This window comes from Psychrobacter sp. CX5 (genome assembly GCF_057621535.2).
In genome coordinates, this window is record NZ_CM177735.1 from 2,248,465 (window position 1) to 2,264,944 (window position 16,480).

At 41.2% G+C, this 16,480-nt stretch carries 14 protein-coding genes; 3 read left to right on the forward strand and 11 right to left on the reverse strand.

Translation table 11 applies throughout. The annotated features are described in order from the left end of the window. Positions 1-35: 35 nt before the first annotated feature. From murB to ilvA, 5 genes are all read right to left on the reverse strand, one after another. Positions 36-1,067, reverse strand: coding sequence for a UDP-N-acetylmuramate dehydrogenase (gene murB, locus AC21OG_RS08660; protein ID WP_491185082.1), 1,032 nt, complete (start codon positions 1,065-1,067; stop codon positions 36-38). A gap of 322 nt (positions 1,068-1,389) precedes the next feature. After that, a complete protein-coding gene (locus AC21OG_RS08665) occupies positions 1,390-1,890 on the reverse strand; it encodes a low molecular weight protein-tyrosine-phosphatase (RefSeq protein WP_487377925.1) in 501 nt (166 codons plus the stop codon). 184 nt (positions 1,891-2,074) lie between these two features. Continuing rightward, positions 2,075-2,491, reverse strand: coding sequence for an RNA-binding S4 domain-containing protein (locus AC21OG_RS08670; RefSeq protein ID WP_486546801.1), 417 nt, complete (start codon positions 2,489-2,491; stop codon positions 2,075-2,077). Between the two features lie 78 nt (positions 2,492-2,569). Further along, entirely contained in the window at positions 2,570-3,070 is a 501-nt protein-coding gene (locus AC21OG_RS08675; protein ID WP_486546800.1) for an energy transducer TonB, read from the reverse strand. A 43-nt stretch (positions 3,071-3,113) separates the two neighbouring features. Then, on the reverse strand, positions 3,114-4,667 hold the full coding sequence (gene ilvA / locus AC21OG_RS08680) for a threonine ammonia-lyase, biosynthetic (protein WP_487377924.1): 1,554 nt from the start codon (positions 4,665-4,667) through the stop codon (positions 3,114-3,116). A gap of 368 nt (positions 4,668-5,035) precedes the next feature. On the opposite strand from ilvA, the gene rpiA reads away from it, so the two are divergent. Together rpiA and AC21OG_RS08690 are read left to right on the forward strand one after the other, a co-directional pair. Continuing rightward, on the forward strand, positions 5,036-5,695 hold the full coding sequence (rpiA, locus tag AC21OG_RS08685) for a ribose-5-phosphate isomerase RpiA (protein WP_486546798.1): 660 nt from the start codon (positions 5,036-5,038) through the stop codon (positions 5,693-5,695). Between the two features lie 163 nt (positions 5,696-5,858). Then, on the forward strand, positions 5,859-6,674 hold the full coding sequence (locus tag AC21OG_RS08690) for an alpha/beta fold hydrolase (protein ID WP_487377923.1): 816 nt from the start codon (positions 5,859-5,861) through the stop codon (positions 6,672-6,674). A 168-nt stretch (positions 6,675-6,842) separates the two neighbouring features. Here the strand turns inward: AC21OG_RS08690 and argF are convergent, their stop codons facing one another. The 6 genes from argF to AC21OG_RS08720 form a co-directional block, all read right to left on the reverse strand. Beyond that, entirely contained in the window at positions 6,843-7,763 is a 921-nt protein-coding gene (gene argF, locus AC21OG_RS08695; protein ID WP_487377922.1) for an ornithine carbamoyltransferase, read from the reverse strand. A 162-nt stretch (positions 7,764-7,925) separates the two neighbouring features. Next, positions 7,926-9,092 carry an alanine racemase gene (gene alr / locus AC21OG_RS08700; protein ID WP_487377921.1) on the reverse strand — a complete coding sequence of 389 codons (1,167 nt, stop codon included), beginning with the start codon at positions 9,090-9,092 and terminating at the stop codon, positions 7,926-7,928. Positions 9,093-9,204: 112 nt separating this feature from the next. Next, positions 9,205-10,848, reverse strand: a complete 1,644-nt coding sequence (locus AC21OG_RS08705) for an ABC1 kinase family protein (RefSeq protein WP_487377920.1) — start codon at positions 10,846-10,848, stop codon at positions 9,205-9,207. Between the two features lie 277 nt (positions 10,849-11,125). Continuing rightward, positions 11,126-11,830 carry a ubiquinone biosynthesis accessory factor UbiJ gene (locus AC21OG_RS08710; RefSeq protein WP_487377919.1) on the reverse strand — a complete coding sequence of 235 codons (705 nt, stop codon included), beginning with the start codon at positions 11,828-11,830 and terminating at the stop codon, positions 11,126-11,128. A gap of 296 nt (positions 11,831-12,126) precedes the next feature. After that, entirely contained in the window at positions 12,127-13,326 is a 1,200-nt protein-coding gene (ubiE, locus tag AC21OG_RS08715) for a bifunctional demethylmenaquinone methyltransferase/2-methoxy-6-polyprenyl-1,4-benzoquinol methylase UbiE (protein WP_487377918.1), read from the reverse strand. Positions 13,327-13,668: 342 nt separating this feature from the next. Next, positions 13,669-14,346 carry a DUF8198 family protein gene (locus AC21OG_RS08720; protein WP_486546791.1) on the reverse strand — a complete coding sequence of 226 codons (678 nt, stop codon included), beginning with the start codon at positions 14,344-14,346 and terminating at the stop codon, positions 13,669-13,671. Between the two features lie 453 nt (positions 14,347-14,799). Between AC21OG_RS08720 and AC21OG_RS08725 the strand changes: the two genes are divergently transcribed. Next, on the forward strand, positions 14,800-16,464 hold the full coding sequence (locus tag AC21OG_RS08725; RefSeq protein ID WP_487377917.1) for an ATPase: 1,665 nt from the start codon (positions 14,800-14,802) through the stop codon (positions 16,462-16,464). The last annotated feature ends 16 nt before the right edge of the window (positions 16,465-16,480 follow it).

Sequence of the window (16,480 nt, forward strand, 5' to 3'; positions counted from 1 at the left end):
CTCGTAATAGTCTATGGGTCTTGTAATCTGTCTACCTAGCTTAACACATAGTTGGCTGAGCTATTTAACCACACTGGCTCTCGTTCCAAGGTAATTGCAAACGTGTCAAAGACAGTGTTTTGAATAAGCTGTTGCGTCGCTAAGATGTCTTGTTGAGTAGCAGGGGTGGTACTATGCAGTGGACTATGATTGACTAACACTAAGGCCTGTTTAGCATGGGTCAATATAGGGGCAACCCCTTTACCTTTAAGTCCTGCTGTATCAATTAGCCATCCTGCAGCGACTTTGGTATGTTGATCATCTACTTTATAGCCGACTATATTAGGGTGCTTTTGTTGCAGGCTCAAAAATTGTTCTGTGTCTATGATAGGATTTTTAAAGAAACTTCCACAGTTAGGCAATTGTTTAGGGTCTGGGAGCTTTGATTGACGAATCTCTATGATTGCTTGCATGACTTCAACTGGTGTTATATTGGCAGAGTCGTCATCGTCTGTCAAAGTTTGAGCCAGTTTAGCAACGTCCCCATAGTTAGCATTAATCTTAGTCGGGTCTTTATGTAGCTTGAATCCGACTCTTGTAATAAACCACTGACCCGCTTCACGCTTAAATTTACTGTCTCGATAATCAAACTCACATTCGGCGTTAGTAAAATGATGCCAACGTTGGCTCGGTAAGTGAAAGGCTTTAACATAGGTCAAACAGTCTTCAAGCTGCACGCCATACGCCCCAATATTCTGAACCGGAGAGGCGCCAACCAGTCCTGGAATTAACGCCAGATTTTCAAGACCATACCAGCCTTTATTTACCGTGGTGGTGACCAGTTTATGCCAGTTTTCACCGCCCATGACTTCTATATCCACCCCATCATCGTCCTCATTTAACACGGTTAGCCCTTTGAAGACTGGCCGAATAACGCTGGCATGTAGCTGGTGTGGCAGTATGACATTACTACCCCCTGACAGTACAAAAATAGGGTCACCTTTATCCATCAATGTCGCCACTACCGGTGCAACCTCTGACTCTGAATGTAGCTTAACTAAGGTATCAGCGGTGCATTCAAGCTGCATCGTATTCTGCTCGATTAAACTTGCCTCATTTAAAAATGTTAAGGAAGTGAATAATGAGGCGGTAGGTTCATCTTGCTCATTATCATTCAAGCGGATTTGCTTGGAAGTACCTAACGTCTGGTCATCAGGTTGTAAGGCACTAGAGGCTAGATTGGGTGTACTCATAGGGGTCAAAAGGCCATTTATATCGATTGAATAAATTGAATGATAGGGGGAGGTATCAGTAAACCACTAAACTGCTAAACCATTAGATATGTCGATGAAGGATTTAACGTCGCGATACTCAAGTATGCTTAGTATTCATGAAGTAGCAGGTGATGTTTTAAACAGTCCAGTGATCTATCCAAGCATCTACTGAGGACTCAAGGCGCTCGATAACCTCCTCAAAGCCATCTTTACCCCCATAATAAGGGTCTGGGACGTCTTGCTTAAAGTAGCGGGTATCGATCTCACTTATTAAGGCAAGTTGAGCTAAATCATCTGGATTTGACTGCTTTGATACAGACTCTTTTATGACGTTCAAATCTTTTAAATTTTGAGCGTCCATCGCTAAAATAAGATCAAAATCTAAAAAATCTTGTTCACTAACTTGACGAGCGGTCAGTTTACTAATGTTATAACCATGTCGCTTAGCACGGGTTTGAGCACGAGGATCGGGATGCTTGCCAATGTGCCAGTCTCCGGTACCCGCAGAGTCAATCTTCATCGTAAGACCAGCAATAGCAGTGCGCTGTCGCATGATACCTTCAGCGGTGGGCGAGCGACATATATTTCCAAGGCAAACTAACAATACAGATTTAGGTATAGAATCTGACTTCGGCATAACATAACCTATCATCATAAATAAAGGAGTAAGAAAAGGTAGTCAAAAAGGGGTAATTGCCCTTTTTAAGTTGAGTTCCTTATTCTAACAACCTTAAGCTTGAAACGATAGCGTCAAATTCTTCAATATTCAGATCAGTTTAAATGATCTCAATCGTGACTTATGAATGAATCCTATACCATTCCTAATCTGATTGATATTTAAAACGTTGCAGTTCTCGGCGTTGTTTTTTATTAGGTTTGGTATCTGGGCGGGCAAGGTTGGCAAGTTTGCGCTGCTGGGCAAAGTATTCACGCTGCTTAATACTTTCCTCTGTTTCTTCATAGAGGGTTTGGGCAATTGTGGCATTGCCGCGCTGCGTGGATAGATCTTTTACGACGATGGTTTTCTCAGTCATGGCAGTTGCAGAGCCTTGACGAATGGTCAACTCATCACCGACACTAATCTCTTTGCTGGTTTTAACCCGGCTGCCAGCGAAGTGAACCTTCCCACCTTCAATGGCTTGTTTGGCTAGATTTCTAGTGCGAAAAAATCGAGCGGCCCATAGCCATTTGTCCAAACGAACTTTAGAGGGGGAAGTCGTATCGGATTTTTTTACCATAGTTACTCACCTTAATAAATGATGACATGTCTGATAAGTATGAGAGTGGGTTTGATCATCCAGCGCTACTTTAAAATACTAGGGATTGGATACATTTGTCTCACCCTCTAGCTCAGGGGCTCCTTCTATTTCATATTGAATGGGGACAATCACTGTACCTGCAATGGCTTTACCGTTTTTTTCAAAGGGATTGAGCTTAGCAACGCGCATCTGACGGATCATAAGTTGATCTAGTCTTTGATCACCACTACTTTTAACAATACTAATGCTATCAATCTCGCCTTGTTTGTTAACCAAAAGTTTTAAAGACAGGGTATAAGTGCCAGTTTTAAGTCTAGAATAAATATGTGAAGGAAGCCTAAAGTGCGGCATCACTCTCCATGACGCAGCATTATCGAAATCTTGTAAATAGTATTCCTCATCCTGCTCTTCGGTCATAATGCGAGTTTCAGAATTATCTATTAGCTCGGCATGCGCAGAGGTCACAGTACTGACTACAACTGTGAATAACCCTATTGACAACCCTATTGCCGCTAGATATTTAGATAGGGATAATCTTGTTCCATTTTGAAAAGTCATAGGCAATCTCTTCTATATTTGAGTTAATAACTATGATGATAAGTTATTTTAAAAATAATTGATAGCCAATGTTGTCAGTAATAGGGGTGCACTCATAACCAATGTCTTGTAGAGTGTCCTGAACCGCACGTGAGCTTGAGTCAGTGGCATGAATACCAACCAATACTCGGCCATCAGCAGCCCCATGATTACGATAATGGAATAAAGTAATGTTGTAGTCTGACCCTAATTTCTCTAAAAAGTTGAGCAATGCGCCAGGACGTTCTGGGAAACTTACCTTAAATAATTGTTCATTTTCAAGACCTGTATGACCACCAATGAGATATCGAATATGCGACTTAGCAATATCATCATCGGTCAAATCATGGGCATTATATCCAGATTCAGCCAAAGAGTTGGCGATGACATGTCGCTCTTTATCCCCTTCTTTAAGGGCAATACCCACAAATATCGAAGCAGGCTCTAACGAGTCTGGCGATGTTTTACTACGCGCTCTATAGTTAAATTCCGTAATATTGCGACCTTTTAAATCACGGCAAAACTCTAAAAATGCACCGATACGCTCTGGGATAGTAACCGCAAAGATGGCTTCTTTTTTCTCACCAATTTCAGTACGTTCGGCAATATAGCGCAATCGATCAAAGTTCATATTGGCGCCTGAGACGATGGCGACACAGTTTTTATGAGTCAGCTCTTTTTCGGTTAAATACTTCTTTAAGCCTGCCAGCGCCAAAGCCCCTGACGGTTCGATAATACTTCGATTTTCTTCAAATACATCTTTGACCGCAGCACAAACCTCATCGTTAGAGCAAGTGACGACCTCTTGTTCTACTAACTTTCCTGAGTTATCACTTTTTAAAAGATTCATTACTTCAAAGGGCAGCTCTCCAATTTGCGCCACGGCTGTTCCATCAACAAATAAGCTTACTTGGGGCAACTTGACACGCTCGTTAGCCTCTATGGCTGCTTTTAAACTGGCAGCACCTTCTGGCTCTACGGCTATGATCTTAACGTGGGGTGCCACATCTCCTAAAAAGGCGGCAACACCCGCTATTAACCCACCGCCACCTACGGGTACAAAAACATAATCAACATCACGCCATTGTTGATTTATTTCAAGCCCTATAGTGCCTTGCCCTGCAATGACCAGTTCATCATCATAAGGCGGAATATAAGTTAGTCCTTCATTTTTAGAGCGTTCAATAGCGTATTGGTTAGTAATATCAAAACTGTCACCATATAAGTTGACAATTCCTCCTAATGCTTTTACGGCTTGTATTTTTATCTCAGGGGTTGTGGTGGGCATGACGATGATGCTATTTAGACCAAGTTTACTGGCAGAAAAAGCAACGCCTTGAGCATGATTACCCGCTGACGCACAAATAACGCCGCGCGCTTTTTGTTCATCAGACAACTGACTAATTCGGTTATAAGCCCCACGTAATTTAAAGGAAAAAACAGGTTGTAAATCTTCGCGCTTGAAACGAATATCGCTATTGAAACGGGCTGACAACTTAGGTGCAAAGTCAAGAGGTGTCTGTATGGCAGTATCATATACGGTAGCTTGTAGAATATTACGAACCCATTTCGAAAGCATAGATTATCCTATAAAGTTTTAATGAATGGTTTTTTCAACTGTTTTGTTCAGGTATCTAAGAAATTAAGTATTGAAAGATTCAAATGTTGAAAGATTATAATGTTAGCTGTTTAGCGTATGCTGTTTTTTTTGTTACTGCAAGTTTTAGATATTAAATTATTGATGATAATAGGTTATTGCATTGATAACTTTTATTATTACAATAACTTTTAAAGCATTGGCGTGTGTAACAGAGCCTAGTATTTATTCTAGTTTTTAGTTCGAAAATAGACCAAAACTCGGGCTAGATTTGTTATGATTAGCACTTAAAGTTTACGTCAAATTCAAGCCAAGTTAGCGTTACATATTAATGAATAATAAGGGCATTTATGAGTCAGCAGCTTCAGCTAAAACAACACGTTGCCAAAGCGGCATTACGTTACATTGATGATGGTATGATATTGGGTGTGGGAACGGGCAGTACCGTCAATTGTTTAATTGAGCTGTTGCCTCAAGTCAGACTTAAAGGAGCCGTTGCCAGCTCAAAAGTGACTCAGGATAAGCTTGAAGCGCTCGGTATTGATGTTATGGATCTTAACTTTGTCGGTGAGCCTGATTTATATATAGACGGCGCAGATGAGGTTAATCCAAATCTGCAGCTTATCAAAGGGGGTGGCGGCGCTTTAACACGTGAAAAGATTGTCGCCGCGGCCTCCAAACAGTTTTTATGCTTAGTGGATGAAAGTAAGTGGGTGACACAGCTGGGTCGTGAGTTTCCTGTACCAATTGAAGTGCTTCCTCAAGCACGCTCTTACGTCGCTCGCGAATTGGTGAAGCTTGGTGGAGAGCCCGTGTATCGGGAGGGTTTTGTCACCGATTATGGTAACTTGATTTTAGATACTTATCACTTAGACATCGCAAGCGCCAGTGAGATGGAGCAGACCTTGAATAATATCGTTGGGGTGGTGTGTAATGGTATCTTCGCGGCGCAACAAGCAGATACGTTATTAATAGCAAGATCTAGCGGTGTAGAGACATTACAGCGTTAGTGTTTCAATCTTATTTTAGTTCTTATTTTAGTTATTTCTATGGCCTTATTAAAGGCTATAATAAGTAGTGTTAGTAAAATGAATGCCATTAAGCATTAAGAGTAGTAAACCTTAAGATTTATCATTAAATCATCATTTATCAAACGACAAGGAAGTCATTACTATGCCACATATTAATATCAATAACGCTCAGATATATTATGAAGACAGCGCGCCCAAGGATAATAGTAAACCGGTCATGGTTTTTGCACACGGACTACTTTGGGGTACGCCGTTATACGATCATCAAGTGGCTTATTTTTCAAAAGATTATCGCTGTATCGCCTTTGATTTTAGAGGGCAGGGCAAGTCTGAAATAACCAAATCCGGCTATGATATGGACAGCTTAGCCGATGATGCCATCGCCCTATTAAAGTCACTGAACATTCGCAAATGTCACTTCATTGGATTATCCATGGGGGGCTATGTGGCTCAGCGTGTTGCTCTAAAGTCACCTGAATTGCTAAGTTCTCTGATATTGCTTGATACCTCAGCAGACGCTGAAGATCCTGAAAAACTGGTTCAATACAAAAAACTTCTTAAAGCAATAAAGTGGATAGGTCTCAAAAGACTAACCAAAAAAATATTACCGATTATGTTTGGTAAAACGGTGTTGAAGGACAAAACTCGTCGTGAAGAGCTTAATGAATGGATTGCCTATCTTAAGCAAAATGATAAGAAAGGGGCCATTTTAGCAACACGGGGGGTGATTGAGCGTGATGAAGTTCTAAGTAAAATTGGTCAGATTTCCATACCAACACTAATAATGGTAGGCGATGAAGACTTAGCAACACCATATCCCATGGCGCAGCGGCTACATTTTGCTATTAAAGGCTCTAAGATTGCTATCATTCAGGGCTCTGGACATACCACAACGGTCGAGGCACCCGATCAGGTTAATAAAAATATAGAGTGGTTTTTAAGCTTGCAAACGTCTTAGCCTAAGTAAGGCAGTAAAGAGTCACTATTTTAATGGGTGAACTTTTAATTAAAAAGCTGAAAAGTCACCCTTTGAATGTGTAAAGTTCAAAAATAAAAAAGCTGAGAAGTTATCATATACTCAGCTTTTTTATGGCATTTAAAAAGTATTATAGAACTCAAACATACATTAGCTGAGTTTGATTTTATCTTTAAGTAAGAACTCCATCAGTGCTTTTTGGGCATGCAGTCGATTTTCTGCTTCATCCCAAACAACTGAACGAGGGTCATCTAACATATCATGAGAGATCTCCTCACCACGATGTGCAGGCAAGCAGTGCATAAATAACACTTCTGGATCAGCTTTATCAAGCATAGAAGGCGACACTTGATAGGGCGCAAAACGGCGTGCACGTGTGCTTTGTTCGCTTTCTTGGCCCATGCTGGCCCATACATCTGTGACAATTAAATGCGCATCTTTGGCAGCATCTTGTACGTCATCTACTAGACTGACGCAGTGCTTAAACCTCTCAAGCAAATCTGGATCGGGCTCAAACCCATAAGGCGCCGCTACTCTTAACTCGAAGCCAAATTGATTAGCAGCGGTCATAAATGATGAACACATATTATTGCCATCACCGACCCAAGTGACGATTTTGTCTTTAATACTGCCCCGATGTTCATAATACGTCTGCATATCCGCTAGAAGCTGGCAAGGGTGAAAGTCATCCGTCAATGCATTAATGATAGGGACAGAGGAGTATTCAGCAAATTTCTCAATCTTTTCATGTTCAAAGGTTCGTATCATAACGATATCAACCATACTTGATATCACGCGAGAGGAGTCTTCAATAGGCTCACCACGGCCAAGCTGTGTATCTTTTGGCGATAAGAAAATGGCATGTCCACCGAATTGACCCATACCTGTTTCAAATGATATGCGCGTGCGTGTGGATGACTTCTCAAAAATCATTCCTAGCGTACGTCCAATAAATGGCTGGTAGACTTCGCCGGCGTGTTGCATTTTTCTAAGCTCACTTGCCCGCTTAATTAAAGCTTCAAGCTCGGCTGGTGACAAATCAAGGAGAGTTAAAAAATGTCGCACACTCATGAGAATCTCTTTAAATAATTATGAATAACAATCGATTAGGGCAATACACTGCAAATAAAAGCAAACCTGTAAACTGTCAGTATAGCGAAATTTTGACTGATGTGAAAACACTTACACTGTTTTTAGACAGTTGACGGTAAAACGAAAACACTTAATAAGACACTAAATAGCATGTCTATTAGGTCGCTGAGTCATTCTGCATAAAAGCTCATATCCTAAAGTGTTTGCTGAAAGGGCAACCTCATCGACACTAGGCACACCTAAAGTAGCGTCTCCCCATAAGGTAACATTATCCCCCACTCTTGGATGAGGTATATCTGTTAGATCGACAGTAATCATATCCATAGCAACTCTGCCAATGACAGGACATTTATAGGTAGTATACGGGTTTATTTGGTTCAAGTCGGCTGTAGCATTTGATGTATTAATTGACTCAGAGTGTACACTAACCCAAGCTGTACTATCGACCACCCTTGGATAGCCATCCCCATATCCGATACTAACAACCCCTTTTACCAAAGGTCGATCGGCGACATAGCGGCTACCATATCCAATAGGGGTACCGGCCGATATATTATGTATTGCCATAATACAAGCCTCAAACGTCATCACGGGTTTTAAGTGCAGGCTTTCAGCTGTGATATTGTCCAAAGGTGAGCTGCCATATAGCATAATGCCGGGACGCACCCAATCAAAGTGATATTCAGGATAGTTAATGAACCCTGCTGAATTACACAGTGATGCTTGAATGGAGGGATCAACGTTAACTTGAAGTTGCTTTAAGGACGCTTTAAATATATTAATTTGTTCAGCATTTGACGGATGGGAGGGGACGTCTGCATTGGCGAAATGACTGGTTAAAATCAGTTTGTATCCAGCGTTTACCAAACGATGAGCCACCTTAATCAGTTGTGCAGGCTCAAACCCTAGACGATTCATACCCGTGTTGACTTTTAGCCATAGTGTACGACTTGCAGAATCACCCTCAGGGATGTGATTGACAGCCCACTGGACTTGCTGTAGATCGTGAATCACACTCTGACAGTGCGACGCAATCGCTTCAACCCATTCACTTTCGCTAAATACACCTTCAATGAGCACCAAGGTTTTTTCCCAGCCTAACTGACGAATACGTAGCGCCTCACTGAAGCAGGCCACGCCTAGCCCATCAGCTTGTTCAAGAGCCGGTATACATGCCTCAATACCATGACCATACGCATTAGCCTTGACCATTGCCAATACTTTGGTTGACCCAGAGAGGGCGTTTTTAACCTGAGTGAGGTTATGGGTTAGGGCGTTACGATCAATGGTAATGGAAGCTTTACGCATAGTGATTACTTACTCAATTGCTATAGACGATAAGGCTATTATTGGTATTAATTTGACATTAATGCTATTAATTAGGATTGGCTCAAGGGAGTTCACGACTGGTCATTACAGGCTAACCCAGTATGCGCCAGAGTACAAATAAAACGGCACAAATATAAAATAAAGGCGCTAACCAACCAAATACTTGCGTGGCTATCGCAACACTAATGACAAATCCTGCTAAGGCAATCCAGTCTCGGCGTCTATCGTTTAGCATATCAGCACGGATTTGTTGTATTTCACGCAGTTGTTGATCTTGACGTGCCCCTTGAGAAGCCATGCTTTGTAAGCTCTGATCCAACAGTTTTGGTATTTGTACAGTCGAGAGCATAAGCTCTGGCAGCTGCTCTCTAAGCTCACGCATATTGCGTGCTGGATCTAACTGCTCTTTGACCCAGCCCGTTAGGATAGGTTTGGCCAATGACCAAATATCTAACTCAGGGTATAGATCACGTCCAAGTCCTTCGACATGCACTAAGGTTTTAAGCAATAGCATCAGCTGAGGCGGAATGCTCATATGATGTCGGCGTGCGATATCTAAAATCTGCATTAATACGCCAGCAAAGTCTATCTCATTGATAGGCTTTAATACCATGGGTGCCACAGTGCGGCGCATGTCTCGGGTTAGGGCATGCTTATCGGTATTAGGCGGTATCCAGCCCGCACGGCTAACGATGTCCACTAAGTTTGAGAAGTTATTGTTCATCACTGCTAACAACATACGGGCAACGATCATTTGATCGTCTTTTGACAGCTCTCCCATGATGGCGCAATCAAGTCCAATGTATCTTGGATAGTAGCGATAAGGCTCGGGGGCATCTTTTGGCAAGGTTTCTACAAAGACATTACCTGGATGCATATCCGCATGAAAAAAGTTATCTCGAAATACTTGAGTAAAGAAGATGGTCAAGCCTTTTTCAGCAAGCGCTGCTCGGTCGTAGCCCAACTCATCGAAAACATCTGTCTGTGAGATAGGGACACCATGAATGCGCTCCATAACCATCACATTCTTAGCGTTTGCATATACTTCTGGCACATACATCATGGTTGAGCCTAAGAAGTTATTTCGCATCTTAGTGGTGTTATCCGCCTCATAGGTTAAGTCAAGCTCATTGAGCATGATTTGGCGGTAATCTTCTACGACATCGATAATACGAACCGCTCGAGCCGCCTCAATACGCGCAGATGCCCATTGTGCCATATCTCTAAGAAGCTCAAAGTCAGCGACAATAGACTCTCTGATATCAGGTCGTACTACTTTGACCACCACTTCACGGCCATCATGTAAGGCAGCGGTATGAACTTGGGCAATAGAGGCAGCTGCTAAAGGCTTGGTATCGAAGCGTGCAAAGAGATCTTTAATGCTTTGTCCCAACCCCTGTTTAGGATCTTCAATCTGTGCAATAACGATACTTACATCGAAGGGCTTGACGCGGTCTTGCAACTGTACTAATTGCTTAATGATATCAGGTGTCACTAAATCACGGCGGGTTGATAATAATTGACCCAGCTTTAAAAATAGTGTGCCCATTTCTTCAAGCGCGAGCTTCACGCCATTAGGATGATGCTTTTGACCCCAGGCAGCGGGATGCGATTTGATCAATCGCACGACAGATTGCAATTGCGGTGCATCTTCTAAAGGCAGGTGAGTGTCTAGACGATAGTGGGCAGCGATGCGCCAAATTTCAAGCAGACGTTTGCGATGAGATAACAGCATAGTGTGGTGGATTCACTCAAGTCATTAAGATAACGAATATCATACCATGCCCCGCCTAATTTAAGAATAAACAGACCCTGTAAAATTTTAGCCAGCTAACAGAACTTGAGTATTTTAATTCAAGGTGAGGTTTATATTCGTTTAAGCTATGTTCATATCTTTAAGGCATCAAAAAAGCCATTAAATAGATAGGTCATCTATTTAATGGCTACTTTGTTATGAATGTCATTTATTAATGGGTTCTAGAAAAAACAGTCCTGTAACTGCATATTGATTACTAAGACTGCTGTTGTAATCGTGCTTGTTCGGCTTTGATCATTGCCAACCGCGCCTCTTCACGCTCGACATCGGCACGTAGCTTAAGCAATTGTTGTTTAAGATCATTGACCTCAGCCTGCATCTCTGGGTCAGGCACTACATTCCCCGCAACATCATTGGCCCAGTCAGCAACATCATTAAATGCATGCTTTGCGGTGCTACCGACATTGCCTTTAAGGTGATTGATAAGTAAGCCGAGTTGCATCGCCACTGAGCTCCCAATAAGGGGCTCAAGTTGACTAGCGATATCAGGATTAAAGCCTGACATCAGTTGTTTGACTTGCATAAGCACCTTATAGTCACCCTCAATAGGCAAGTTGCCACTGCTGTCACGCAATAAATTTAAAAGCTCAGCGATATTATTCACTTTAATTGTGCAGTCCGGTATGCTGCTGCCGATAGACGCATACTCTTGCCACGCTTGTTGACGCTCTATGTCAGGATGCGATGGCGACTCAAAGACACTGTTTTGTATCGTACTGACAGGCTCAAGCCTAATATGATCGTCATGAAAGTGAATATCGACATTGAAATTGGGTACAGCAATCGAGAGACGCAGTACTTTTCCTGCCAAAGGGGCAAGTCCTGCTTGGGTGATTTGATCGCTAAGAAGTGCAAAATTGACAAGCTTTTCAACACCGGTTAAAAGTAACACTGTAATCATGACATTTACCCAGTAAGTAGGTTATAAGTGAATCGGTTTGCGTTAAGATCATAGTCATATAAAAGAGCTACGGTATTAACCTCGCTAAGCCTACATTTGTAGTACTTTCGCTCGGTTGCCTTGTATCTCAAATATCTGACTACGACTATAGTCAAGTGATTGTCAAGTGATTGTCAAGTTATGGACAAGTTATGGACAAGTTATGGACAAGTTATGGACAAGTTTTGCTCAAAACTAGCCAATAGTACGTTGTAAATGTGAATTAAATATAGCTTTTAAATGCCAGCTCTAAGCCGCTATTTTTTAAAGCCACGATGAACCGCAACGATACCTGCTGTCAGATTGTGATAGTCACAATTCACAAACCCTGCATTTTCCATCATGTTTTTCAACGTTTGTTGATCAGGGTGCATACGAATGGATTCGGCCAAGTACTGATAGCTTTCTGAGTCATTGGCGACCAGTTTACCCATAAGCGGTAAGGCAGTAAAAGAATAAAGGTCATAGGCTTTTGACAAGGGCTCAAATAGGGGCTTTGAGAACTCCAAAATCAGCAAACGACCACCTGGTTTTAGGACGCGGTACATAGACCGTAGCGCCGCATCTTTATCAGTAACATTGCGGAGTCCGAAGCTAATGGTTAATAAATCAAAGCTCTCGTCTTCAAATGGCGCAAGGGTCTCAGCATTTGCCAATATAAAGTCGACATTATTACAGCCAGCATTGATCAGACGTTCACGGCCGACATCAAGCATAGCAGCGTTAATATCTGATAACACTACTTTACCAGTGCGTCCAACTTCACGACTAAAGGCTTTGGCCAAATCACCCGTACCGCCTGCAATGTCTAACACATGCTGTCCGGCGCGCACACCCGATAAGCTAATGGTATAGCGCTTCCATAAGCGGTGGATACCAAAGGACATGAGGTCATTCATGATATCGTATTTTTTAGCGACTGAGGTGAATACGTCAGCGACACGGGCTTGTTTCTCAGCTTTTTTGACCTTTTTGTAGCCAAAGTGGGTTTCTTCTAACCCATCAGTGTCAGGCGTATGGGGGTTATTGATATCGTCCTTTGGGTTAAAGCGGGGTAATTCTTTTTGACCAGTACCATAGCCGTTGTCAGAAGGTGCTTGATGGGTTGCACTTGTATTAGAGTTGGCTTGGGTCTGAGTGTTTGAGTTAGTGAACGGCAGGGTGGTTTGTTGACCTTGAGGCGTGCCTGCTGGCAAGTCAGAAATATCGCTGAATTGATCGTTTAGCACCTTATTATTTTGGCCGTTAGGATTGGTAGATGTGCTATTTGTATGAGAGCTATTCGTCTGAGAGTTGTTTAGCTCAGATTGAGCAGTAGATTGAAGTGATTGTTGCACTTTGGCATTGGTTTGCTGATGGTCATTGATCGTTTTTTTAACCAAATCATTTTGAAGGTTGGCAGTATTTTCTGCCTGATTATCGGGTTGGTTATCGGATTGATTATGATGTTGGCTCATTATAAGTCCTGATTTTAATTATGGATTAGACAGTGAGAAGAGGATAAGGGGTAATGAGATAAGAGTAAATAGATAGTAAATAAGCAATAGTTTAGATAACTGATAATCTCTATAACTAAAGTCGAAAACTAGTGTCTCGAAAACTTAAGTCTCTATAACTATAATAATACATGAAATAAGTAAGGCATGCTTATTGTTGATATTGATAAATCGTGCTTATTAATCACTTTTAATAGCATGCTTTATAAACCATTATAATACAATACCAACGCTAAGAGGACAGTCGCTGGTATTGGGTGTATAGGGTATTTTTGAAAGAATTAACCGTGTTATTTGCAGTTCTTAGTCTGAATGAACGTCAGAGATAATTTCAAGTTCACGTTTGCAAAATGGATCAATAAAACTGGCAACACTTTTAAGAGGTTTCATCGCATCAAAACCTGACCCAATGAAATCATATAAAGGTTGCAGATTATACTTATACGCCTTTTTCTTAGCCAGTTTAAACCCTTTTTGTAAAATAAAAGAGTTAAGATATTTATCACTACGGTAGCAAACTTGCTTTAAATCTTCAATCTGTTGACGTCGCGCTGCTTCATCATCCACCGCTAAATAAGCGGCATGCATATTCGCTTCATTGACCTCTAAATCATTGTTAAGCAACCACTCGGCTAATTTTAGATCTAATTTGGTTGAGGTGATAGCCGTTTCAATGCCCATAGTACCCGTTTCTAAAGCAGCAGTAGGGGCTAATTTTTCTAATTTTCGGGCTTTAGGCACAATCTTTTCAAGTTGGCTGACGATTTGGTTAAGCGTATCACCACCATACAGATGATTCAGAAAATACTCAGCCATTGGTTTATTTTTGGGTTCAGAGAACAGTTCTGCATGAGTATGACGAATTCGATCTTTTTGCCAAGACTGCACTTGTGTTAATTTAGTAGCAAGCTCTGGATTATTATGGTGGGGTAATTGCCAATATTCTTTAAGATGAACACTTAGCTCTGATAATGCAGACATTTAAAGACTCCAAAGTTTTAAAAATGAATATAACGTAGAAAATATTTATGATAAAAATATTCGGGTTGACGTTTCAGTAGAGAGTGTAGTTTGTTCTGGGGCATATAATCAAGTAGGGATAATGATAAAGTCCTAAATTGCAGAGTGTCGTTTATTATCAGCACTGATACTAAGGAGACCAAATTTAAAAACGCTGGTAAAGACAAATCAAATCTTTAACAGACCCTAACTTAATTATGATTACCTCTACTATAATTACTACTACTATAATTGACTTAAATTTATGTTGAAACCTAGTAGATGTTGTCTTAAATTTATGTCATGGTAGAGCTTTATAACACCCTATATAAGAGACCCTATATAAGAGACCCTATATAAGAGACCCTATATAAGAGAATCTATATAAGAGAATCTATATGAAAGACCCTAATTATAAATAAAAAAGGAATGAAAATGTCTGAAAATAATAACAATAAAGAAATACGCATTGAAGCCGATCCATTAAGTCAGTTTCATATGGACGAAGATGCATTGCGTTTAGAGTTGGTAAAGGCTCAATACGCGTTGCGTGAAACCCGCAAAGTGGGTCAAGCCACAGGGTTGCTAGTATTGGTCAATGGTATGGAGTTGTCGGGAAAAGGCGCTGCAGTCACTCAGCTAAGACAATGGGTCGATCCAAGGTTATTAAATGTAGAGGCTACAGTTGGTGTTGTCCCTAGTAACTATGAGCCAATATGGCAGTCTCATGCCCCAAAGTTACCTAGACATGGCAATATAACCACTTACTTTGGCAACTGGTATGCTGACTTAATTCGAGGGGCTTTAGCCCTAATGAAAGACGGTAATAAAGACGGGAATAAAGAGGCTAAGCAATCCGATATTCCCGAACCATGGGAAGTATATCTGCGTGAGCAGTTAAATATCCTAGCTGAATTTGAAACAGATTTAGCCAATAACCATACCAAGTTATTAAAATGCTGGTTCCATATAGATGAAGATACGTTAAAGCATCGCCTAAAAAATGACTTTGAAGAACCTAGATGGTTATACCATATGGACTGGCATGATAAAAAGCAGGTACAGCGATTTAACAAAATAGCCAAAATTATTTTAAGTCAACATTCCGATTGGGTGATCATTGACGGTAGTGAACCTAATAATAAAAAATCTAAAAAGAAATCGAATCTGGATCAGGACTACAGTGAAGAGGCTAATATACATTTTTGCCATGAGGTATTGCATGCGACGCAGGCAGCTTTGCTGAGCAGTCAGCAAAATGATAGTAAACACCCGTTAATAACGGATGTATCCCGTCATATAAATGCCGCTTTTTCATGGGCAGATGTGCCTGATAAGTTAACCAATATCGATGATCAGGATATAGATAAGTCAGAATATCAAAAAGCATTAGTAAAAAAACAAACTCGTTTGGCAGAATTGCTCCGTGGACGCACCTCTAAAGCCCGTGATAAAGGCGAACACACCGGTGATCATCATCATGTTATTTTCGCCTTTGAAGGGATGGATGCTGCCGGTAAAGGTGGGGCGATAAAGCGTTTGGTATCTCCGTTAGATCCGCGTGAGTATCAAATTTATAATATCTCAGCACCCAATCAAATTGAGCTACAACATCCTTATTTATGGCGGTTTTGGAAACGGTTACCGATGTTTTCTCCGGATTTAAAAGAAGAGCGCTTAAGCCGCATCGCAATATTTGATAGAACCTGGTATGGACGAGTATTGGTGGAGCGTATAGAGGGATTTGCTAGTGAAGATGCGTGGCAGAGAGCATATGAAGAAATTAACCGTATGGAACGTGACTTAGCGGCTAAGGGCGCAATTATCTTAAAATATTGGTTGGCCATTGATAAGCAAGAACAACTTGAGAGATTTGAAGACAGAAAAGATACCCCGCATAAGCAGTTTAAGCTGACCGAGGATGACTGGCGTAATAGGGACAAATGGCACGACTATGTTCAAGCTGCTTCTGATATGCTGGCAAGAACCAATACTAAGCACGCTCCTTGGCATGTCGTAGCGACCAATGATAAGCGAACAGCACGTTTGGCAGTATTAGACCATGCTATTGCTCAACTTGAAAAATATATCAAAGTTTAGACGGTGCTTTAAAGTA